General features: G+C 69.8%; 17 protein-coding genes. 7 read left to right on the top strand and 10 right to left on the bottom strand.

Going from position 1 to position 20609, the window contains the following annotated elements; all coding sequences use genetic code 11:
* Positions 1-37 precede the first annotated feature (37 nt).
* Entirely contained in the window at positions 38-1105 is a 1068-nt protein-coding gene (locus ABVN73_RS26395) for an Ldh family oxidoreductase (RefSeq protein WP_353861553.1), read from the bottom strand.
* A gap of 565 nt (positions 1106-1670) precedes the next feature.
* Between ABVN73_RS26395 and ABVN73_RS26390 the strand changes: the two genes are divergently transcribed.
* Positions 1671-2150: a hypothetical protein gene (locus ABVN73_RS26390; protein WP_353861552.1), complete on the top strand. Its 480-nt coding sequence runs from the start codon at positions 1671-1673 to the stop codon at positions 2148-2150.
* 23 nt (positions 2151-2173) lie between these two features.
* Here the strand turns inward: ABVN73_RS26390 and ABVN73_RS26385 are convergent, their stop codons facing one another.
* Positions 2174-3190 carry a sensor domain-containing diguanylate cyclase gene (locus ABVN73_RS26385; RefSeq protein ID WP_353861551.1) on the bottom strand — a complete coding sequence of 339 codons (1017 nt, stop codon included), beginning with the start codon at positions 3188-3190 and terminating at the stop codon, positions 2174-2176.
* A 266-nt stretch (positions 3191-3456) separates the two neighbouring features.
* Between ABVN73_RS26385 and ABVN73_RS26380 the strand changes: the two genes are divergently transcribed.
* The gene (locus ABVN73_RS26380; RefSeq protein WP_353861550.1) at positions 3457-4767 is read left to right on the top strand and encodes a solute carrier family 23 protein; all 1311 of its coding nucleotides are present in this window, start codon (positions 3457-3459) and stop codon (positions 4765-4767) included.
* A gap of 57 nt (positions 4768-4824) precedes the next feature.
* On the opposite strand, the gene ABVN73_RS26375 is transcribed toward ABVN73_RS26380, so the two are convergent.
* The 4 genes from ABVN73_RS26375 to glf form a co-directional block, all read right to left on the bottom strand.
* Positions 4825-7794, bottom strand: a complete 2970-nt coding sequence (locus tag ABVN73_RS26375) for a PAS domain-containing protein (protein WP_353861549.1) — start codon at positions 7792-7794, stop codon at positions 4825-4827.
* A 220-nt stretch (positions 7795-8014) separates the two neighbouring features.
* The gene (locus tag ABVN73_RS26370) at positions 8015-9781 is read right to left on the bottom strand and encodes an ABC transporter ATP-binding protein (protein WP_353861548.1); all 1767 of its coding nucleotides are present in this window, start codon (positions 9779-9781) and stop codon (positions 8015-8017) included.
* Positions 9778-10941 carry a beta-glucosidase gene (locus tag ABVN73_RS26365; RefSeq protein WP_353861547.1) on the bottom strand — a complete coding sequence of 388 codons (1164 nt, stop codon included), beginning with the start codon at positions 10939-10941 and terminating at the stop codon, positions 9778-9780. Before ABVN73_RS26365 ends, ABVN73_RS26370 begins: the two co-directional genes overlap by 4 nt.
* 148 nt (positions 10942-11089) lie before the next feature.
* The gene (glf, locus tag ABVN73_RS26360) at positions 11090-13405 is read right to left on the bottom strand and encodes a UDP-galactopyranose mutase (protein WP_353861546.1); all 2316 of its coding nucleotides are present in this window, start codon (positions 13403-13405) and stop codon (positions 11090-11092) included.
* A 575-nt stretch (positions 13406-13980) separates the two neighbouring features.
* On the opposite strand from glf, the gene ABVN73_RS26355 reads away from it, so the two are divergent.
* Entirely contained in the window at positions 13981-14373 is a 393-nt protein-coding gene (locus ABVN73_RS26355) for a ribbon-helix-helix domain-containing protein (protein WP_353861545.1), read from the top strand.
* A gap of 83 nt (positions 14374-14456) precedes the next feature.
* Here ABVN73_RS26355 and ABVN73_RS26350 read toward each other — a convergent pair whose 3' ends face one another.
* From ABVN73_RS26350 to ABVN73_RS26340, 3 genes are all read right to left on the bottom strand, one after another.
* On the bottom strand, positions 14457-16028 hold the full coding sequence (locus ABVN73_RS26350) for a GMC family oxidoreductase (protein WP_353861544.1): 1572 nt from the start codon (positions 16026-16028) through the stop codon (positions 14457-14459).
* A 28-nt stretch (positions 16029-16056) separates the two neighbouring features.
* Positions 16057-16623 (bottom strand): Twin-arginine translocation pathway signal, encoded by a 567-nt coding sequence (locus ABVN73_RS26345; protein WP_353861543.1) that lies wholly within the window; start codon positions 16621-16623, stop codon positions 16057-16059.
* 96 nt (positions 16624-16719) lie between these two features.
* Complete coding sequence (locus ABVN73_RS26340; RefSeq protein ID WP_094306072.1) at positions 16720-17115, bottom strand: VOC family protein; 396 nt, start codon at positions 17113-17115, stop codon at positions 16720-16722.
* Between the two features lie 191 nt (positions 17116-17306).
* Between ABVN73_RS26340 and ABVN73_RS26335 the strand changes: the two genes are divergently transcribed.
* Both ABVN73_RS26335 and ABVN73_RS26330 read left to right on the top strand, forming a co-directional pair.
* Positions 17307-17690, top strand: coding sequence for a hypothetical protein (locus ABVN73_RS26335; protein WP_353861542.1), 384 nt, complete (start codon positions 17307-17309; stop codon positions 17688-17690).
* Positions 17691-17792: 102 nt separating this feature from the next.
* Positions 17793-18716 (top strand): MBL fold metallo-hydrolase, encoded by a 924-nt coding sequence (locus tag ABVN73_RS26330; protein ID WP_353861541.1) that lies wholly within the window; start codon positions 17793-17795, stop codon positions 18714-18716.
* Between the two features lie 13 nt (positions 18717-18729).
* On the opposite strand, the gene ABVN73_RS26325 is transcribed toward ABVN73_RS26330, so the two are convergent.
* Positions 18730-18954: a DUF1127 domain-containing protein gene (locus tag ABVN73_RS26325; protein WP_353861540.1), complete on the bottom strand. Its 225-nt coding sequence runs from the start codon at positions 18952-18954 to the stop codon at positions 18730-18732.
* A 117-nt stretch (positions 18955-19071) separates the two neighbouring features.
* Here ABVN73_RS26325 and gcvA point away from each other — a divergent pair, with 117 nt between their 5' ends.
* A complete protein-coding gene (gene gcvA / locus ABVN73_RS26320; protein WP_353861539.1) occupies positions 19072-19992 on the top strand; it encodes a transcriptional regulator GcvA in 921 nt (306 codons plus the stop codon).
* 29 nt (positions 19993-20021) lie between these two features.
* The gene (locus ABVN73_RS26315) at positions 20022-20579 is read left to right on the top strand and encodes an ankyrin repeat domain-containing protein (RefSeq protein WP_353861538.1); all 558 of its coding nucleotides are present in this window, start codon (positions 20022-20024) and stop codon (positions 20577-20579) included.
* The last annotated feature ends 30 nt before the right edge of the window (positions 20580-20609 follow it).

Raw genomic sequence — 20609 nt, 5'->3', positions numbered from 1 at the left:
GGCGGGGATCGACCGGGTCTGGAGGAGGGAAGGGGCGTCAGGCGTCGCCGGCCAGGGCGCGCAGTTCGGCCAGCCGGGCGGGGGCCAGCGGGATGCCGTCGCGCAGGGTGCGGGCGCGGCGGGCGTAGCGGCGCTCGCCCGGCATGCGGTCCTGCCCCGCTTCCCTGACGTTCCCGATCAGCCCGGCGACGCGGTCGGCGAAGGCGCCGGTCCCGCCGCGCTCCGGGTCGATGACGACGAAGAGCTGGCCGGTGCAGGGCGTCTCGGCGCCGGGATGGGCCGACCAGTCCACCTCGCGCGAGTATTTGCCGCCGGTCAGAGCCGCCGCCAGCACCTCGATCATGAAGGCGATGGAGCCGCCCTTGTGGCCGCCGAAGGGCAGCAGGGCGCCACCGTCGAGAACGGCCTTGGGGTCGGTGGTCGGCTTGCCGTCGCGGTCGACGCCGGAGCCGGAGGGGAGGACGTGCCCCTCGCGCGCCGCGATGCGCACGTCGCCGTTGGCCATGGAGCTGGCCGCTTGGTCGAACACCATCGGGTCGCCGCCGGCGACCGGGGTGGCGAAGGCCATCGGGTTGGTGCCGTAGACGGCGGCCTTGCCGCCCGGCGGCACGACGCAGGCGAAGCTGTTGACGAAGGAGAGCGCCACCAGCCCCTCCCGCGCGAAGGGCTCGACGTCCGGCCACAGGGCGCTGAAATGGTGGGAGTTGCGGATCGCCATCACGGCGACGCCGCTGTCGCGCACCATCTCCAGGAAGCGGCCGCGGGCGGCCAGGAAGGCGGGCTGGGCGAAGCCGTTGGCGGCGTCGACGCGCAGGAAGGCGGGGCCGGCCTCCTCCACCGCCGGTTCGGCCCGCCCGTTCACCCAGCCGCTCTTCAGCGAACCGACGTAGCCGGGGATGCGGAACACGCCGTGGCTGGTCGAGCCGTCGCGCTCGCAGGACGCGCAGTTCTCCGCCAGGATCGCCGCCACCCGCTCCGACGTGCCGTGGCGCCGGAAGATGCGCTCCAGAAGGGCCACCAGATCGGTGAAGGCGACGGGGGTCGCGGCGTCAGCGGTCTGGGCGAAGGCCGCGGCGGCGCGGCGGCTGGGGGTCTCGTCACTCATGCTCGTCCCTTCCGGTTCTCGTGCTCTTTGTCTCGTGTTCTTCTTGCGGGCGTCCCGGACTCTTGCCGATCCGGTGACCGCCGGGCGCACCATAGCGCGCGGCGGCGGCGCGGGCGAAAGGGAATGGCGTCCGGGTGCCGGCAATCGACGTGGCGGGCGTGGGATTGCAGGGCGGACTTCGTTTGTAATCCTGACTGTGCGTAAGGATAACCAACTGACTTTGTTGGCGAATCGGACGGCGACGGGGAACCATGTCGCCGCCGGGGACGTTGTTTGGAAGCCAGCCGGCCGGCGGTGCATCCGCCGGTCGCAGAGTGCTCCGGCACAGAGGAGCGGCAAATTGCCGCGTTCATCGCCACGCGGGCGTGAAAGCGCGCGGAATCAGCCCTGCCATGCTTCCGGTGGGTGTTGACGGGCGCATGTTGCGGTGCACAATAAGCAATGAACCGGACGAGACCGTAAGGTGCTTGTTCTGGATCAAGGTCACGGGCCTGCGTTCCTGTCAAACAGACAGGGACAAGCAGACGCCGGCTGCCGCGGTTGAGTGTTTTTTAGAGGGGCCACGATGCGCGATCATTCCAGCCGTCACGGTGATTCCGGTTTCGATGCCGGAGTTCTCTGGGGAACCTCCATCGCTGGCATCGCTCTGTCCGGTCTCATGGCGGTCACCTGGAATCCCGCGGACGCGTCCACGTCCGGACCGGCCTCGGCCATCATCGACCGCGGCGCCCACCAGCTCGAGCACGCTGCCTGCACGGAGGCGCTGTCCACCCTGCTGGCCCGCTTCCGCGACAACCCGGATGTCCTGTGGATCTGGGTGGAGCAGAGCGTTCCGTCGGGCCACGGGCTGGTCGTGCGGACCAAGGCCACCTCGGTGTCACCCGACGCGCCGCGGCCCTACGCCTTCCGTCCGAACGCCGCCGTGAATCCGGAGCAGGCCTGCGGCTTCTCCAGCAATTCCGTCCACGCGATGTCGATGGGCGGCGTCGCCCAGCCCTATGAAGTGACCGCTCCCGATCCGTGGAGCGCGGCCGGCGGCCCGTAAGGCAAAATCCTCCGCGTACGGCCTCAGGCCCGGGTGGCCCGCCGGATCCTCTTCTGCACATACATGGCGGCGTCGGCGGCGCGCAGCGCGTGTTCCGGCGTCGTGGTGCCGGGGTCGGCGCTGACCACCCCGACGCTTGCCCCCGGATAGTCGAAGGCGCAGCCGCTCAGGCGGTAGGTGCCACGGATCAGCGGTTCCACCCGCTCGCGCAGCGCGTCGGCCGCCTCGTCACCCTCGGCGCCGGGCGTGGCGCCCATGCCCACGATGATGAACTCGTCGCCGCCCAGCCGGCCCAGAGTGTCGCCGGCCCGCAGCCCCGCGCCGATGCGCCGCCCCACCTCCGTCAGGAATTCGTCGCCGGCCTCGTGCCCGTGGGTGTCGTTGATGGCCTTGAAGCCGTCCAGGTCGATGAAGCCGATCAGCACGCTCTGCCCGGCGCGCTCGGCCATGGCGAACAGCCGGTGCAACTCCGCGACAACGGCGCGCCGGTTCGGCAGGCCGGTCAGAGCGTCGGTGAAGGAGTAGGATTCCAGCGCCGCGTTCAGTTCCCGGAACTGGGACAGGAGCTGTTCGCGCTGGATGTGGAGGGCGATCAGCGAGGCGAACAGGCGCAGCACCTGCTCCCCCTTGGGCGTCAGCGGCTTCTGCTCCGAGCTGGCGGCGCAGAGCGTGCCGAACAGGCTGCCGTCGTCGAGATGGACGGGGGTGCTGACATAGGTGCGGATGCCCAGCGCGGCGGCCGCCTCGGAGTCGCCCCAGCAGCCGGGCACGTCGTCGGTGTAGAGCTTCCCCTCGTCGAGCGCCCGCTTGCACAGCGTGCCCTCCCACGGGACGGAAAGCCCTTCGGGAATGTTCAGGGTCTTGGTGTTGCAGGAAAAGAGGATGCGCTGGATGCCGTGTTCCAGCTCGATCCGGGTGAGGTAGGTGGCCTCCAGCTCCGTCACCAGCTCCAGAAGCGACAGCAGGGGGCGGGTCAGCTCCTCCACCGTCTTCGCCGACGAAAGGGTGTCTGTAAGTTGTGCAAACAGTTCGTCGGCCATGGGGTCGGTCACTCTAGAAGCAGGCGCTTAAACCCGCATCGCGTGCGGGGACGCAGTTTCATGTCCAATCACGGGAATTTTTATCAAACATCATACTAACGAATGGCCCATGGCGAGGCAACGAAGGAATGTTTTCACGCCTATGACGGGGCCGCCGGACCCTGTGGCGGCCTTGTGCCGAAAAATTCCGCATGGTGGCGTTTGACCGGGCAGCCCGCCACGGAGTAACCCTTGCCGCGCAACCACCGATACGGGAACCGCAGTTCATGACAGCCCCGCGCGACCGGGTGCTGGACGTCCACGACCGTCCGCCCCCGGCCACCTTCCTCCTGCTCAGTCTCCAGCATCTCTTCGCCATGTTCGGCGCCAACGTGCTGGTGCCGATCCTCACCGGCCTCGACCCGTCGGTGGCGCTCGTCACCAGCGGCCTGGGCACTCTGATCTATCTGGCCTTCACCAAATGGCGGCTGCCCGCCTATCTGGGCTCCTCCTTCGCCTTCATCGGCCCGATCGTCGCCGCCACCCAGATCGGCGGGACCGGCGGCGCGCTGGTCGGGGCCTGCGCGGCGGGAGCGGTCTATGTGGCGGTCGCCCTGCTGATCCGCGCCTTCGGCGTGCGCTGGCTGCTGGCCATCCTGCCGCCCATCGTCGTCGGGCCGGTGATCGTCGTGATCGGCCTCGGCCTCGCCTCGGTCGCCGTGGGCATGGCGCAGAACACCGCGGGGGGCGGCGAGTACAGCCTGCCGCACTTCCTGCTGGCGCTGGCGACGCTGGGCAGCATCTTCCTCTACTCCATCGTGCTGCGCGGCTTCTTCACGGTGGTGCCGATCCTGCTGGGCATCCTGACCGGCTATGCGCTGGGCGTGGTCTTCGGCATGGTGGACTTCGGACCGGTCGCCGCGGCGCCCTTCCTGCGGATGCCCGACTTCCACCTGCTGTTCTCCGGCATGAAGGAGGGCGTCTCGGCCTGGGCGATGATCCTGCTGGTGGCGCCGGTGGCGCTGGTCACCATCGCCGAGCACATCGGCGGGCAGATCGTGCTGAGCCGCGTCGTCGGCCGCAACTTCATCGCCGATCCGGGCCTGCACCGCTCGGTGTTCGGCGACGGCGTGGCGACCATGGTGGCGGGCGCGCTGGGCGGTCCCCCGGCGACGACCTACGGCGAGAACATCGGCGTGCTGGCGGTGACGCGCGTGTTCAGCGTGTGGGTGATCGGCGGGGCGGCGACGCTCGCCATCATCCTGGGCTTCGTGGGCAAGCTGTCGGCCTTCCTGTCGAGCATCCCCACGGCGGTGATGGGCGGCGTGTCCATCGCCCTGTTCGGCGTCATCGCGTCCTCGGGCATCCGCACGCTGATCGAGGGCAAGGTGGATCTGGGCAACAAGCGCAACCTGCTCATCTCCTCGACCATCCTGGTGATCGGCATCGGCGGGGCGTCGCTGAAGTTCGGCGACGGCGGCTTCGTCGTCTCCTCGATGGCGCTGTCGGCGGTGATGGGCGTCGTCCTGAACGCGGTCCTGCCGGGCCGCGGCACCGGCGGCGACGCCGAGGCCATCCTGTCCTCCGACCACATCTGAGGACCGGATCGCGGCCGGCCAAGGCGGAGCCCTCCTTCCCGGGGGGCTCCGCCTTTTTCATTTTCCGATCTTGTACGCCTCGATCTCGCCCATCAGGATCGCATCGATCCGCCCGACCAGATCGTCGATCCGGTAGGGCTTCGCCAGCACCGGGATGCCGGTGGCGCGGGCGATGTCCTCGCTGTAGCCGGTCGCCAGGATGACCGGCAGGCCGGGCCGCCGCTCGCGGGCTTCGCGGGCGAGGTCGATGCCGCTCATCCCGCCGGGCATCACCACGTCGCTCAGCAGCACGTCGACCCCGTCGTCCGACAGGTGGGGCAGCGCCTCCTCGGCGTTGGCGGCGGACAGCACGGCGAACCCGGCGTCCTCCAGCGCCGTGCTGACGGTCATGGCGACGATGGGGTCGTCCTCGACCACCAGAACGCAGCCATGGCGCCGCGCCCCGCCCGGCGGCGGCACGATGGCGGCGGGGAGGGCGGGCTCCTCGGCCGGAGCGACGCCGGAGCGGCGGAGCAGAAGATGCACCGTCGTGCCGCGGTCCGGCGCGCTGTCGATCCAGGCGGTGCCGCCGGCCTGCCGGGCGAGGCCGTAGACCTGGGCCAGCCCCAGCCCCGTCCCCTTGCCGAGGTCCTTGGTCGTGAAGAACGGCTCGAAGGCGCGGGCGGCCACCGCGGCGGGCATGCCGCAGCCGGTGTCCGACACGGACAGGTGCAGGAAGTCGCCCTCCACCCCCCGCGGGTCGCCCTGGGGGAACACGGCGTTGACCACCTCCACCGTCAGGCGCCCGCCGGCCGGCATGGCGTCGCGCGCGTTGACGGCGAGGTTGATGACCGCCAGTTCGAACTGGGTCGGATCGACCTCGACGGGCCAGAGGTCATCGCCGAGGCGCAGGTCCAGCGCGATGTCGGCGCGCAGCGCCCGCTCCAGCAGGGCCGACATGGCGAGCAGCCGGTCGCGCACGCCGATGGATTCCGGACGCAGGCTGTCGCGCCGGGCGAAGGCCATGAGCTGCTGCACCAGCTTGGCCCCGCGCCCCACCGCCTGCTGGCCGGCGTCGAGCAGGGCATGGACCTGCGGCTCCCCGGTGCGGCGCCCGATCATCGACAGGCAGCCTTCCAGCGCTTGGAGCAGGTTGTTGAAGTCGTGCGCCACGCCGCCGGTCAACTGGCCGACCGCCTCCATCTTCTGGGCCTGGCGAAGCTGCTCCTCGGTCTGCCGCAGGGCGGCGTCGGCCTCCTTCTGGGCGGTGATGTCGCGGCCCACGGCGTGGATGAAGCGCTCGTCCGGCACGGCCACCCAGGACAGCCAGAGATAATGGCCGTCCTTGTGGCGGTAGCGGTTCTCGAAGCGCGGCGTGATGTGTCCGGCGCCCAGCCGCGACGCCTCGGCCCGCGTGCGCTCCAGATCGTCGGGATGCACGAAGTCCAGGAAGCTGCGCGCCGCCAACTCTTCTTCCGTCCAGCCCAGCAGACTGGTCCAGGCCGGATTGACGGCGTTGATGGTGCCGTCGAAGCGGGCCACCAGCATGACGTCGGTGGACAGGCGCCACATGCGGTCGCGGTCGGCGGTGCGTTCGGCGACGCGCTGCTCCAGCGTGGCGTTCAGGTCGCGCAGCGCGTTCTCGGCGTGCTTGGCCTCGGTGACGTCGCTGCCTTCGCAGAAGATCCCGGTCACCCGCCCGTCGGCGTCCTTGATCGGCTGGTAGATGAAGGTGATGAAGCGTTCTTCGACCGGCGCGCCGGGGTGGCGGACGACCCGCACCGGCAGGGCGTGGCCGACGAAGGGTTCCCCGCTGTCGTAGACGCGGCCCAGCAGTTCGAAGAAACCCTGGCCGGCGACCTCCGGCATGGCCTCGTGCACCGTCTTGCCGATCAGCGCGCGGTCGCCGACCAGACGGCGGTAGGAATCGTTGGCCAGCTCGAACACATGGTCGGGGCCGCGCAGCACACACATGAAGTTGGGCGACTGACGGAAGAGGTTGCGCATCTGCTCCCCCTCCGCGGCCAGACGGGCGTTGGCGCGGTGCAGCGATTCCTCCGCCTGGGCGCGTTCCAGCGCCGACCATGTGCGCTCCGCCACCTCCTCGACCAGACGGACCTCGTCGGGGTGCCAGTGCCGGGGCTTCCGGTCGTGGACGTAGAGGAGGGCGACCATCCGTCCATTCTTCACGAGGCTGGTGGTGATGGCGGAGGCGATGTTCAGCGCGGCCAAGGCGGCCTGCCGGTCCGGTGTGGCGAAGCGCGGGTCCGCCGCGGCATCGTGGATGGTCAGCGTCCCGCCGCTGCGCAGCGTGTCCAGAAGTTCCGGTCCGAAGTTCAGCAGGTCATGGGTGCCGGCTTGGTGGTCGACGCTGCCGTCGGTCCAGTTCCGCTCCGTCGTGAAGAAGCGGGCGGTTTCGTCGACCACGCCGTAACCGACGCGGCTGACCCCCAGGTGACGGCCCAGAGCCTCCTCCGCCGCCGCGGCCACGGCGAACGGGTCGGAGAGCTGGCGCAGCCGGGCCTCCAGCTTCAGGTGGAACGCGGTGCGCCGAGCGGCGAGCACCTGCGAGGTCGTCTCGATGGCGGCGCAGAACATGCCCGGAATGCGCCCGTCCTCGCCGCGCACCGGGGTGTAGGAGAAGGTGAACCAGGCGTCCTCGCGGAAGCCCCGGCGTTCCATCGGGATCAGCAGATCCTTGTACCAGGAGGCCTCGCCGGCCAGCGTGCGGTCGACCAGCGGCCGGATCTGGGGCCAGATGTCCCACCACACCTCGGCGAAGGGACGGCCGAGCGCCTCCGGATGCTTGGACCCGAAGATCGGCACGTAGCCGTCGTTGTAGAGGAAGGACAGCTCCGGACCCCAGGCCACGAACATCGCTTGGCGGGAGGACAGGACGACGCTGACGATGGTGCGCAGGCTCTGCGGCCAGCCTTCCGGCGGCCCGAGCGCCGTGGACGCCCAGTCGTGGGCGCGCATCCGCTCCCCCATTTCGCCCCCGCCGGACAGGAAATCGAGGTCGCCACCGATCACCGGCAGGTCCGTCATGGGCCTGCCCCACGGCTTTTTCGCGGAATGCGTGCGCCTTGTTCGGGGATGCTATCGTCGGTCGTGGCTTTCATCGAGCTTTCGGGCCGAGGCGAAGTTGCGTCTGGTGTCTTAACACACGACGCCTGGAAAGATAGCCCATCGAAGGGCGGTCTTCCCTAACCGTTACGGCTGATGCGGCCTCCGCGCCACGGTGCGGAGGCCGCCGGACAGGTTCCGGCTATTCCGCTGCGAAGCCCTGCGCCTGGAGTTGCCAGAGGGAGTTGAACAAACCGCCGCGACGCCGCAACTCGGTGGGGTGGCCGTCCTCGGCGATGCGGCCGTCCACCAGGACCAGCACACGGTCGAAGGCCGATACGGTGGACAGGCGGTGCGCCACCGCGACGACCGTCCGCCCCTGGGCCAGATCGGTCAGCGCCGCCTGGATCTCCTGCTCCGACTGGGTGTCGAGGGCCGAGGTCGCCTCGTCGAGGATCAGGATCGGCGCGTTCTTCAGGAAGGCGCGGGCGATGCCCAGCCGCTGCCGCTGCCCGCCCGACAGCCGCACGCCGCGCTCGCCGACCAGCGTGCCGTAGCCCTCCGGCAGCTGACGGATGAAGCCGTCGCAGAAGGCGTGGCGGGCGGCTTCGAACACCTCCTCGTCGCTGGCGTCGGGGCGGCCGTAGCGGATGTTCTCCAGGATCGGGCGGTGGAACAGCGCGATGTCCTGGGGCACCACGGCGATCTTGGCCCGCAGGTCGTCCTGGGCGAGCGCGGTCAGCGGCTGGCCGTCGATGAGGATGTCGCCGCGCTGCACGTCGTCCAACCGCTGGATCAGGCTGATGATGGTGGACTTTCCGGCCCCGGACGGGCCGACCAGACCGACCTTCTGCCCGGCCGGGATGGTCAGGCTGAAATCCTCCAGGACCTTGCGCCCTTCGGGATAGCGGTAGGACACGTTCTCGAAGGCGATGGCGCCGCCGCCGGGCTTGGCGGGCTCGGCCGGCACGGGGTCGAGCACGTCGTGGGGGCGGGCGATCACCCGCAGGCTCTCGTCGATGGCGCTGACCTGCTGGGTGGCGGTGACCAGCGCGAAGGCGAGGTCGCGGGAGCCGTGCAGGATGCGGAAGGTGAGCGCGCTGACGATCACCACGTCGCCGGTGGTGATCGTGCCGTCCCGCCACAGCAGCAGCGCCCACAGCAGCATCGACCCGGCCATCACCCACAGGCAGACGTCATGGACGACGCGGGTCTTCTCCAGATGCATCCAGCTGCGGCGGTGCGCCCCGGCCTCCACCGTGAAGGCCTGCCGCAGGCGCTCGCGCTCCCGCCCGCGGGCGGAGAAGGCCTTCACCGTCCAGACGTTGGACACCACGTCGACCAGCTCGCCGTTGGTGCGGGCGGACTGCTCGGCGAAGGCGTGGTGCACCGTCCGCCCGCGCAGTCCCAGGCCGACGATCGCGACGGCAACCACCACGGCGAACATCACCAGCGCCGCCGCCATGCCCCAATGGATGGTCAGCAGCACCAGCACCGCCCCCAGGAAGTCGGTGACCGGCGGGACGATGCTCCAGGTCAGGGTGCGGAAGATGGTGGTGGCGGCGTTCTCGGTGGCGGCGATGCGGTTGCCCAGCGACCCGGCGAGATGCTCCGAGAAGTAGCGCATCGAATGGCCGGTCAGGTGGCGGAACAGGTCCAGCCGCATGTCCACGCCGGTCGCCAGCACCGTCCGGCAGCCGAGCCAGCCGCCCAGCCGCCACAGCACGTTCTCCGCGGCGATGAAGCCGAGGAACAGGCCGAGCGGCGTCCAGACGTCCGCCGCCGCCCGGTCGGGGGAGGCCATGGCGTCGATCAGCAGCTTCATCCCGTACTGGACGGCGACCGCGCAGCCCGCCGCCGCCACGATCACCGAGAACAGCCCGCCGAATGACCAGGGCCGCCGCCGGATGTAGCGCAGCAGGAAGCGACCGGGACGGTCCGGGATGGTGTCCTTGCTCGAACCGCTCATTGAGCCGCCTGGAGTTCCGAACGACCGAACTGCGGCTGGCCGGACAGGGCGCCGATGCGGGCCTGCGCGCGCTCCAGGGCGGCGGCCAGCGGCTGATACAGGCAACGTCCGCCGTCCTCGTCGCACAGGCCGTAGAGGCCGGTCTCGCAATGGCGGTCGTTGGCCCAGCCGGGATAGTCGAGGATCGGGTAGAGGCAGACGCCCTCCACCGGCACATCGGCCTTCAAGGCCGTGATCACCTCCCCCGTCACGTAGTCGAGCCAGGGCACGCGGGCGTCGCCCTCGGCGCCGGTCTCGGCCACCAGGATCGGGCGGCCGTAGCGCTGGTGGACCTCCGCCAGGATGTCGGCGAAGGGACGGTAGCGCGGGTCGTCGCGCCCGATGGTACCGCCCTTCAGGAACCACTGGTTGTCGGAGTAGTAGTTCACCCCGATCACGTCCAGATACTCCGGCTTGCCGCCCAGCCCCGGCCAGGCGTAGCCGCCGATCATGTCCCACGCCTCGTATTGGGCCAGCCGGGCCTCCTCCGCGGCCCCGGCGTCGCCCTTGCGGTCGGGGCGGGGCAGCACGTTGATGACCGGATCGACCTGGACGATGCGGGCGCGCGGGTCGGCGGCGCGGATCGCGTCGATGGCCGCGATGCTGGCGCGGACGAGCTGGTGCTTGAGTTCGGCTCCACGGCGCTCGGCCATCGGGTTGAAGCGCTTCATGTCACCGCCGGCCCAGGCCCAGTAGGAGATCTCGTTGACCGGGCAATAGGCGGGCGCTTCCACGCCCTCGTCGCGGAGCAGGGCGGCGGCGGCCCCGGCGAAGCAAGCGAAGCGCTCCACGAAGGCGGGCCGCCAGACGTCGATGTCATCCGGCCAGCCGTAATGGCAGAGGTCCCAGATCACCTGGACCCCCGCCTCGCGCGCCGCGCGGACCATGGGCAGCAGGCTGGACCAGTCGTAGTGGCCCGGCGTGGTCTCGATCAGGTGCCAGCGCACGCCGTCGCGCACGCTGCGCAGGCCGTGGGCGGCCATGCGCCGGTAGTCCTCGGCGGCCAGCCGGTCGTGGCCGGTCGCCGCGATCAGGTCGAGCCGGCGCCCGTCATGCCGCCGGTGCGTCGAGCATTCGAAGCCGCCAAGGAAGGCGCTGTCAAACAGGGTGGGGAAGTGCATGGGGGGTGCTCTATGTTTTTTGGCGTTCGGGGTGTGCGGAGTCTTGTCCCTTCCCTAACCCTCCCCCGCTGCGCAGGGGAGGGGATTAAGCTCCCTCTCCCGCGCAGCGGGGGTGGGAAGGGTGGGGGCAAGGGTGCGCGCGCTCCGCCTAATCCCCCATCCCCGCGACCCGCACCTCCCGCTCCGCGCCCAGCGAGCCGAAGGCCCGCGCGGCGGCGGCGAGACCGCGGCCCTGCTGCTCCTCCTTCTCCAGGCGGGCGTAGACCGCCAGCGCCTGCGCCACCACCTGGTCCATGTTGTAGTAGCGGTAGGTGCCGAGGCGTCCCAGGAAGATGACGTCCGGCGTGTTGTCGGCCAGCGCCTGGTACTTGCGGAACAGCTCCTGATTCTCCGGCCGGGGGATCGGGTAGTAGGGATCACCCTGGGCGGAGGGATACTCGTAGGTGATGCTGGTCTTCGGGTGGCTCTGCCCGGTCAGGTGCTTGTATTCGGTGACGCGGGTGTAAGGCACCGCCTCCGACGGCTCGTTCACCACGGCGACGGGCTGGAACCACTCCCGGTCGACCGTCTCGTGCCGGAAGGTCAGGGAGCGGTAGGGCAGCTTGCCGAAGCGGTGCCCGAAATACTCGTCGATCGGACCGGTGAAGACGATGCGGTCATAGGCGATCTCGTCGCGCACGTCGTCGAAGTCGGTGTTCAGCATCACCTTGATGTTCGGGTGGTCGAGCATGCTCTCGAACATCCGCGTGTAGCCGTTCAGCGGCATCGCCTGGAAGCTGTCGCCAAAATAGCGGTCGTCGTCGTTGGTCCGCGTCGGCACGCGGGCGGTCACCGCCTTGTCGAGCTGCGAGGGGTCGAGACCCCATTGCTTGCGGGTGTAGCCGCGGAAGAACTTCTCGTACAGCTCCCGCCCGACCGCACCGACCACCACGTCCTCCGAGGTGCGGACGTCGGCCACCGGTTCCGCCCGGCTCTTCAGGAATTCCGCCACGCCGGCCTCGTCGAGGTCCAGCCCGTACAGCTGGTTGACCGTCGTCCGGTTGATCGGGATGGGGACGAGCCGCTCGTCCACCCGCGCCAGCACCCGGTGCTCGTAGGGGCGCCACTTGGTGAAGCGCGACAGATAGTCGGCGACCGGCTTGGCGTTGGTGTGGAAGATGTGCGGGCCGTAGCGGTGGATCAGCACACCCGCGTCGTCGTAGTGATCGTAGGCGTTGCCGCCGATGTGCGGGCGCCGGTCGATCAGAAGCACGCGCTTGTTCAGCCCCGCCGCCAGCCGTTCCGCCAGCACGCTGCCGGCGAAGCCCGCCCCGACGATCAGGTAGTCGAAACCGGAGCGGCGGCCGGCGGCGCGGCCGTTGACGTGCCGGGTCGCATGGGGGGCCGGGTGAATGGCGGAAGCCGGACGGTGGGCCGGCGGCGCGGCGCGGCCGCGCTGGCGGGCCTGCTCCATCAGCGTCTTCATGCGGCCCTGGGTCTTGTCCCAGGACATGTCGCGCAGGACATGGTCGGCGGTGGCGCGCAGACGCTCCGGGTCGGCGGCGTCGGCCAGGGAAGCCTCGACGGCGGCGACGAAATCCTCCGGCGCGTCGGCGATGCGCACGACGCCGCTGTCGCCGTAGCCGCGCACCACGTCGGTGATGGAGGTGGAGACGACCGGGCGCCCGGCGGCCAGATACTCCGGCGTCTTGGTCGGGCTGATGAAGCGGGTGGACTCGTTGCGCGCGAAAGGCATCAGGGCGACGTCCCAGCCCGCCAGATAGTGCGGCAGGTCGTCGTAGCTCTTCGGGCCGAGATAGTGGATGTTCGGGCGGCGGGGCAGGTCGGCCGGGTCGATCTTCACCACCGGGCCGACCAGGACGAATTGCCAATCCGGTCGCGCGGCGGCGGCGGCGTCCAACAGGGCGATGTCCAGCCGCTCGTCGATGACGCCGTAGAAGCCGAGCCGGGGGTGCGGAATGGCCGCTTGGTCGGCGGGCTCCTCGACGATGCCGCGGGCGGCGGCGAAATGGGCGACGTCGACGCTGCTGGGGAAGGCGTGGGCGTTGGGGTGCAGGGTGCGCTTGGCCTCGTAGAGGCTGACGCCGCCGGTGAACACCACGTCGGCCCGCGCCATCAGCTCGCGCTCGCGCTCGACCAGCTCCGGCGGCGCGCCATGGAAGGCCGACAGCTCGTCCATGCAGTCATAGACGACCAGCGCCCCGCGCAGATGGCCGGACAGGCCGAGGCTCATCGGCGTATAGTACCAGAGGATCGGGTCGGTCACCCCCTCCTCGGCCAGATAGCGGTCGAGCAGCTGGCGCTGGGCGGTGATGGCCGCCTCGCCGTCCAGGCCGGCGGGCAGGCGGGGCACCAGGACATGGACCCCTTCGTCCTCGCGCACGTCGAGCCAGGGCTCGGGCGTGTCGTTGTGGATCGGCTCCTCGACGAACAGCACACGGTGGTCGCGCGCGAATCGCGACATAAGATGTTGTGGGCGCTGATAAACGAAGCTCCAACGCAGGTGCGAAAAGCAGATCAGGGTTTGCGAGGGTGGGGCGGTGATCTCGGAATGTGGAGAGTCGGCGGTCTGACGTGTTCTTTTTCGGTTTCTGCCGATTGGGAACTGGTGTTGGCCGGCCCAACTCATGTTTCCATCCTCTCTTCAATGACGTATCGTCGGGTTGCCGCCGGGAATTCGCCACGAATACAGTGGATTTTTGCGGCGCAGCGGAATGGCGTCGAAAACCGGAAACCAATAACGGGGTCGGCAGGGGTGGGTTCCGTGACAGAAATGCGCTGCGGAAACGGTTCCCCGAATTTTCAACACTCGCCCTTTTGCGCCGGGTTGGCTGGGGTAAGCGCATATTTCAGCGGGCGGGGGTGATGTCCGGGGAAGACTGCGCGTCTCCGGTGCTTTTCAAACTGCGCGGATGTGATGATGTTTCTTTTCCTTCACTCCACCTGGGCGGGTGGCGTCTTCCGGAAATTAATGCGCGACACGGATTTTCCGGTCATAGTGCATTCAAGGAGTCGGGGAAGTTTGGAAGGAGACGAGGGATGTGCCGAATTTTTGCCGGTCAGGACCCGGAGCGCTTCCGCATGGTAACCCGGCGGGTCCGCCTCAGCGGTCATTCGACGAGCGTCTGTCTGGAGGCGGCCTTCTGGGACGCGCTGGAGGAAATCGCGGCGATGCAGGGGGTCTCGCTGGGCCGCTTCTTGTCAAAGTTGCACGATGAAGTCTTGGCCCGCGGGGTGGAGCGGCGCAATTTCGCCGGCCTGCTGCGCTGCGCCTGCCTGACCTACGCCCAGGAGGTGAAGGGCCACCGTCCCTGCGTGGAGGAACTGGAACGGGAGGCGCGCACCGATTTCGCCGCGGTGGCCGCCGCCGGCCTTCCGGCGCGAATTCCGGCCGTCCTCACCGCTCCGGAAAAAGAACGCGAGACGGCCTGAGCGCAAAAGAGTGCCCCCCTCCTCCGTCCGGAAGAGAGGGGCTGTGATCCGCGCGGCGTCCCGAATAATGGGACAGTACAGGGTCAGATCGCGTTCTTGGCCATTTGGCCGGCGATGTAGTCGGCTTGGCGCAGCGCCAGCGCGACGATTGTCAGGGTGGGGTTCTCGGCGCCGCCGGTGGTGAACTGCGAGCCGTCGGAGACGAACAGGTTCGCCACGTCGTGGGTCTGGCCCCACTTGTTCACCACGCCGTCGCGCGCCTTCTCGCTCATCCGGTTGGTGCCCAGATTGTGGGTGGACGGGTAGGGCGGCGTCGGGAACGTGCGGGTCGCCCCCACCGATTCATAGAGCGCCATGCCCTGGCGGTAGGCGTGCTGGCGCATGGCGACGTCGTTGGGGTGGTCGTCGAAATGGACGTTCGGGACGGGCATCCCGTACTTGTCCTTCTTGTCGGCGTGCAGGGTGATGCGGTTGCTCTCCTGCGGCATGTCCTCGCCGACCAGCCACATGCCGGCCATATGGTCGTAGCCGTCGAGCGCGGAGGTGAATTCCCGCCCCCAGGAGCCGGGGTCGAGGAAGGCGGCCATGAAGGGCAGGCCGAGCGACAGGGTCTCGATCTCGTAGCCGCCGACGAAGCCGCGGTCGGGCTTGTTCTTCGCCTCGTCGCGGATGACGCCGGCCATCGTGGTGCCGCGGTACATGCGCACCGGCTTCTCGAACACGCCGTAGACCGAGCCGGTCATGTGCCGCATGTAGTTCCGCCCCACTTGGCCGGAGGAGTTGGCGAGACCGTCGGGGAACAGGGAGGACGCCGAGTTCAGCAGCAGACGGGGGCTTTCGATGGAGTTGCCGGCGACCGCGACGATGCGGGCCTTCTGGCGCTGGATCGCCCCGTCCTTGTCGGCGTAGACGACGCCGGTCACCTTGCCCTTGGCGTCGTGCTCGATCTTCAGCACCTGGGCGTTGGCGCGGACCTCCAGCTTGCCGGTCTCCTCGCCCTTGGGGATCTCGGCGATCAGGGTCGACCATTTCGCCCCGGACTTGCAGCCCTGGAAGCAGAAGCCGATCTGCTGGCAGCCCCCGCGCCCGTCGCGGGGCTCCGAATTGATCGCCATGTTGCCGGTGTGGCACTCCGTGTAGCCCATCTTGTCGGCGCCGGCCTTCAGGACCTTGAAGTTGTTGTTGCCGGGCAGGCCGGGGATGCCGTTGGTGCGGGTGACACCCATGCGGTCCTCCGCCTTGGCGTACCAGGGCTCCAGCTCCTCCAGCGTGATCGGCCAGTCCAGCAGGTTGGCGCCGGCGACCTCGCCGTAGGCGGTGCGCGTCTTGAACTCGTGCGGCTGGAAGCGCAGCGCGGCACCCGCCCAGTGCACGGTGGAGCCGCCGACCGCCTTGACGATCCAGGCCGGCAGGCCGGGAAAGTCGCGCGACACCCGCCAGCTTCCCGAGGTGGTGCGCGGGTCGAGCCAGGAGATCTGGGCGAAGCTGGCCCATTCGTCGTTCTGGAAATCCTCCATGTTGTGGCGGCCGCCAGCTTCCAGGATCACCGTCTTGATGCCCTTCAGGGCCAGCTGGGTGCCCAGCGTGCCGCCGCCGGCCCCGGATCCCACGATCACCACGACGCTGTCGTCGTTCAGGTCGAATTTCGCTGCCATGGCTGAAACATCCTTCCTGAGACGGTGGTCAGAGCCACTCGATGTCGTTGAACCCGCGGTCGATGTAGCCGCCCTTGGCCGCGCTCTCGCCCTCGTAGCCGAAGAGCGGCCAGACCTCCTGGTTGTTGTAGATCCCGGTCACCAGCCCGCCGCGCACCGTCTGGAAGAAAGGATCGGCCTCGATCTCATGCAGCAGCCGGACCCGGTCGGCTTCCCAGCCGACGTCGACGTAGGGCACGTCGTGCTTGGCCTTGGCCAGCCGGTCGAGCTTCGCCATGCCGGATTCGTAAAGCTCCTTCAGGGCGGCGTCGGCGGACGCCTTCTCGTCCTGCGCCTTCATGGCGACGGCGTAGAAGCGGTCGGCCAGCCGGTCGTGCGGGTAGATGTCCCGCGCCACTCGGATCAGCGAGCGCATGGTGTCCGGCGCCAGCGCCTTGGTCTCATAGGCCCAGGCTTCGCGCGGGCAGAGGATCGCCCCGCCCGACACCAATATGGCCGTCGCCGCGGCGGCGGTGACCGACGCCGCGAGGAAGGCGCGCCGGTCGATCGCCGTCTTCGGGGCGGGTTTTGCTGTTGTGCTCGTCGGAGAACGCATCGCTTCCTCCCAAGACCGTTTGTGATTTTCAGGCCATGTGTGATTTTCAGGCCATGTGTGATTTTGGCTGCGGGTGCCGCACGCGCGGGCCCCGTGTCAGCGGTAGCGGCCGTGTCGCTGGAGGACCTCGATCTTGTAGCCGTCGGGGTCCTGCACGAAGAAGAAGCGGGCCATCAGCGCGCCGTCCCGCGCGAACTCCTTGATCGGGTTGGGGCCGTAGCCGAGCGCGGTGAAGCGCCGGTGCTCCCCGTCCAGGTCGTCGACGCAGACGGCCAAGTGGCCGTAGCCGTCGCCGTGCGCGTAGGGTTCGGTGCGGCCGTGGTTGATGGTCAGCTCGATCTCGAAGTCGTTTTCGGCGTTGCGCAGATAGACCAGGGTGAAGCCGTCGAAGGCGTAGCGGTCGGCGCATTCCAGGCCGAACGCGCGGGCGTAGAAGTCCCGCGACCGCTCCTCGTCGAGGACCCGGATCATCATGTGGATGGCCTTGGCCATGGGGGCTGGCTCCGTTCCGGTTGGTGGCTCCAGCATGAATGTTAGAGGGACGGATTGTCGGTGTGGCAGTAAGTATCTACTACAGGCGCGGCGCGAAGGGGGTAGCCCGGCCGGCGCTTCCCCCGCCCTCCTTCCGGGGCGGTTTTCAGGCCGCGATGGGGTATCCTGACGCCCTGGAAAAGGAGCCATCCATGCGACACAAGACAGGCCGAACCCTCGCCGCGGCGGGCCTTGCCACGCTGCTGGCAATGGCTGCCCCGGCCGCCAACGCCACATCGCCCACGTCGGAGTGGCGCGGCTGGCTGTCCGACGGCACCGGCGGGCTGCGCGACGGGGCGGAGCGCGCGATCATCCTGGGAGGCGCCCTGCTGTACGAGAACCGGCACATGGTGGCGGGGCTGACGCTCGGCTGTCTGGCCGGCGGCGCGATGGGGGTGACGGGCGCCGTTGCCGCCGGGGCGGCGACCGGCGGGGCCGCCCTGCCGGCGACCGGCCCGGCCGCAGCGCTGGGCTGCGCCCTGGGCGCGGCGGCGGGTGGGGTGCTGGGGCGCCCGCTCGACCAGCCGATGGAGTAGCCGCCACCACCCTGCGTTGGGGAACCATCGCCGGCACCTTCAGTTTGCCTACAAATGGTGAGCGGAACCGACCCTCACCCATTGCAGCACGGAGGACGGCGCATGACGCGGCAGATCCCTCTCGATTCCGCGGAGCGGGCCGACGATCCGGAGCGGGACCGGGCGCGCGACGACGGCACGCGGGAGATCGCTCCCGATCTGGCCTACCGGCGCCTCGCCATCGTCAACGTCGTTTTCGTCGGCGTGCCGGGGGCCGGCGACCGGCCCAGCGACCGGCCCAGCGACCGGCAATGGGTGCTGATCGACGCCGGCGTCATGGGCACGGCGGGCCTCATCGCCCGGGCGGCGGAGGAGCGGTTCGGGCCGGACTCGCGGCCCGCGGCCATTGTGATGACCCACGGTCATTTCGACCATGTCGGCGCCCTTGAGGAGCTGGCCGAGCGCTGGGAGGCGCCGGTCTACGCCCACGGGTTGGAGCATCCCTATCTCGACGGCCGCGCGTCCTACCCGCCGCCCGATCCGTCGGTCGGCGGCGGCCTGATGTCCCTGATGGCGCCGCTCTACCCCCGCGGGCCGGTGAATGTGGGCGGCCGGCTGCGCCCCCTTCCCGAGGACGGCAGCGTTCCGGGCATGCCGGGGTGGCGCTGGCTTGCCACGCCGGGGCACAGCCCCGGACACGTCTCCTTCTGGCGCGCGGCGGACCGGACCCTGATCGCGGGCGACGCCTTCATCACGACGCGCCAGGAATCCGCCTATGCCGTGGCCGTCCAGGACCCGGAGATGCACGGCCCGCCCATGTACTACACGACGGATTGGGCGAAGGCGCGGGATTCGGTGGCGTTGCTGGCTGGGCTTGAGCCCGAGTTGGTGGTCACCGGCCACGGCCCCGCCATGCGGGGCAGCGGCATGCGGGCGGCGCTCCATGACCTCGCCCGCGATTTCGAGCGGATCGCCGTGCCGGCGCACGGGACCTACGTCGACTCACCCGCCCGCGCCGAGGACGGCAGCGCCTACCGGCCGCCCTGAGCCGCCGGTCCGCTCACCCTTTCCAGAACGGCTTGTCCATCTCCTCGCGCGCCGCCGCCTCGTCGAAGCCGAGGTCGGCCCAGAGATGCGCGTCCATGCGGGCCAGGGCGCGCCGCAAGGCCCGCCGCTCCCGCCAGCCGTTCAGGCGGGCGAGCCAGGAGCCGGCCGTGGGGGTGGCGGTGAGGCCGACGGTCGTTCCGCTGCGCCGCTTGTCGTGCGTTCCGCTCATGCTCGTCATGCGGCCCTCCCGCCGGTCGGTCATTCCACGAAGCCGGAAAATCGCGCGTCGGTGCGTGGACGACAAACCATGCTTTCTCATAGGATGGATGAGCCTACATCATCCATGGAGCGTCCCATGCGGCGTGCCCTGCCGCCCCTTCACGCCCTGCGCGCCTTCGAGGCGGCGGCACGCCACGAGAGCTTCTCCAAGGCGGCGGACGAGCTGTGCGTGACCCAGGGCGCCGTCAGCCGGCAGATCATGGGGCTGGAGGAGTGGCTGGGCGTGCCGCTGTTCCGGCGGTTGACCCGGCGGGTCGAGCTGACCGACGACGGGCGCGCCCTGCTGCCCGTGCTGTCGGAGTCCTTCGACCGCATCGCCGGGACGGCGGCGCGACTGGCGGCGCGCGGGCGGGACCTGCGGATCCGGGTGGCCTTCTCCTTCGGCATCCGCTGGCTGATGCCGCGGCTGGTCCGCTTCCAGGCGCGCCACCCCGACGTGCAGGTGCGGGTGACCGTCGCCTGGAGCTGCGGACTGGAGCTGGACCCCCAGGAATTCGACGCCGCCATCACCTATTGCCGGGAGGTGCCGCCCGGCCTCTCCGCCGTTGAGGTGCTGCCGGAGCGCCTGACCGTCGTCTGCCCGCCGGCCCTGGCGGAGCGGTTGCGGGAACCGATGGACCTCGGCGCCATCCCCCTGCTGCACGGCTGTTCGGAGGGGCGGGACTGGCGGGTCTGGCTGGCCGCGGCGGGGCTGCCCTTCTTCGAGGCGCTGCGCCAGGGCGCGGTGTTCGACGCCATGGACCCGGCGATGCAGGCCGCCGCCGCCGGGATGGGCGCCACCGTCGCCGACCGCATGCTGTGCGCCGAGGACATGGCGGCGGGGCGCCTCGTCCTGCCCTTCCCGGAGATCGAGGCGTCGTCCGGCAGCTACTGGTTCGTCTGCCCGGAAGGGATGCAGGAGCGTCCGGCCGTCGCCGCCTTCCGCGGCTGGCTGCTGGAGGAGGCGCGCGACGAGATGGCGCAACAAAGTGCTGCGGCGGTTGTTTCCCCGGTTTGAGCCGAAATCCTGACCAAGGGGGCGCCGCCATGGGAGCGCAGGGGGAGCCGCAACGGGGGCCGCGCCCGGAACTCGACGAGGACACCATCGCCTTCGCCGGCAAGCTGTTCCACTGGGCGCGGTCCGGCGGCACCGCCGAACTGACCGAGCTGCTGGAGATGGGCCTGCCGCCCAACCTGCGCAACGACAAGGGCGACAGCCTGCTGATGCTGGCGAGTTACCATGGCCATGCCGAACTGGCCCGCAACCTGATGCGCCACGGCGCCGATCCGGAGCTGGCGAACGACCGCGGGCAGACGCCGCTGGCCGCCGCCGCCTTCAAGGGGGACGAGGCTGTGCTGCGGGTTCTGCTGGAGGAGGGGGCCGCGGTGGACGGCTGCGGGCCGGACGGGCGGACGGCGCTGATGACCGCCGCCATGTTCGACCGGGTGGGCATGGTGGAGGTTCTGCTGGCCCGCGGCGCCGACCCCGACGCGCGGGACGCCCGCGGCCTGACCGCCCGCGAGGCGGCGCTTGCCATGGGGGCCGCCAACGCCGCCGCCCGGCTGGAGTCCGCACGGCTGGCCTCTGGCGGACAGGCCGGCTAGGTTCTGTTCTCAAAGGCTGTGAGGGTTTGG

Origin of the sequence: Azospirillum formosense (assembly GCF_040500525.1) — a bacterium.
Lineage (GTDB): Bacteria > Pseudomonadota > Alphaproteobacteria > Azospirillales > Azospirillaceae > Azospirillum > Azospirillum formosense_A.
Note: the sequence above shows the minus strand (reverse complement) of the source record. Positions and strands in the feature narration are given on the sequence as shown.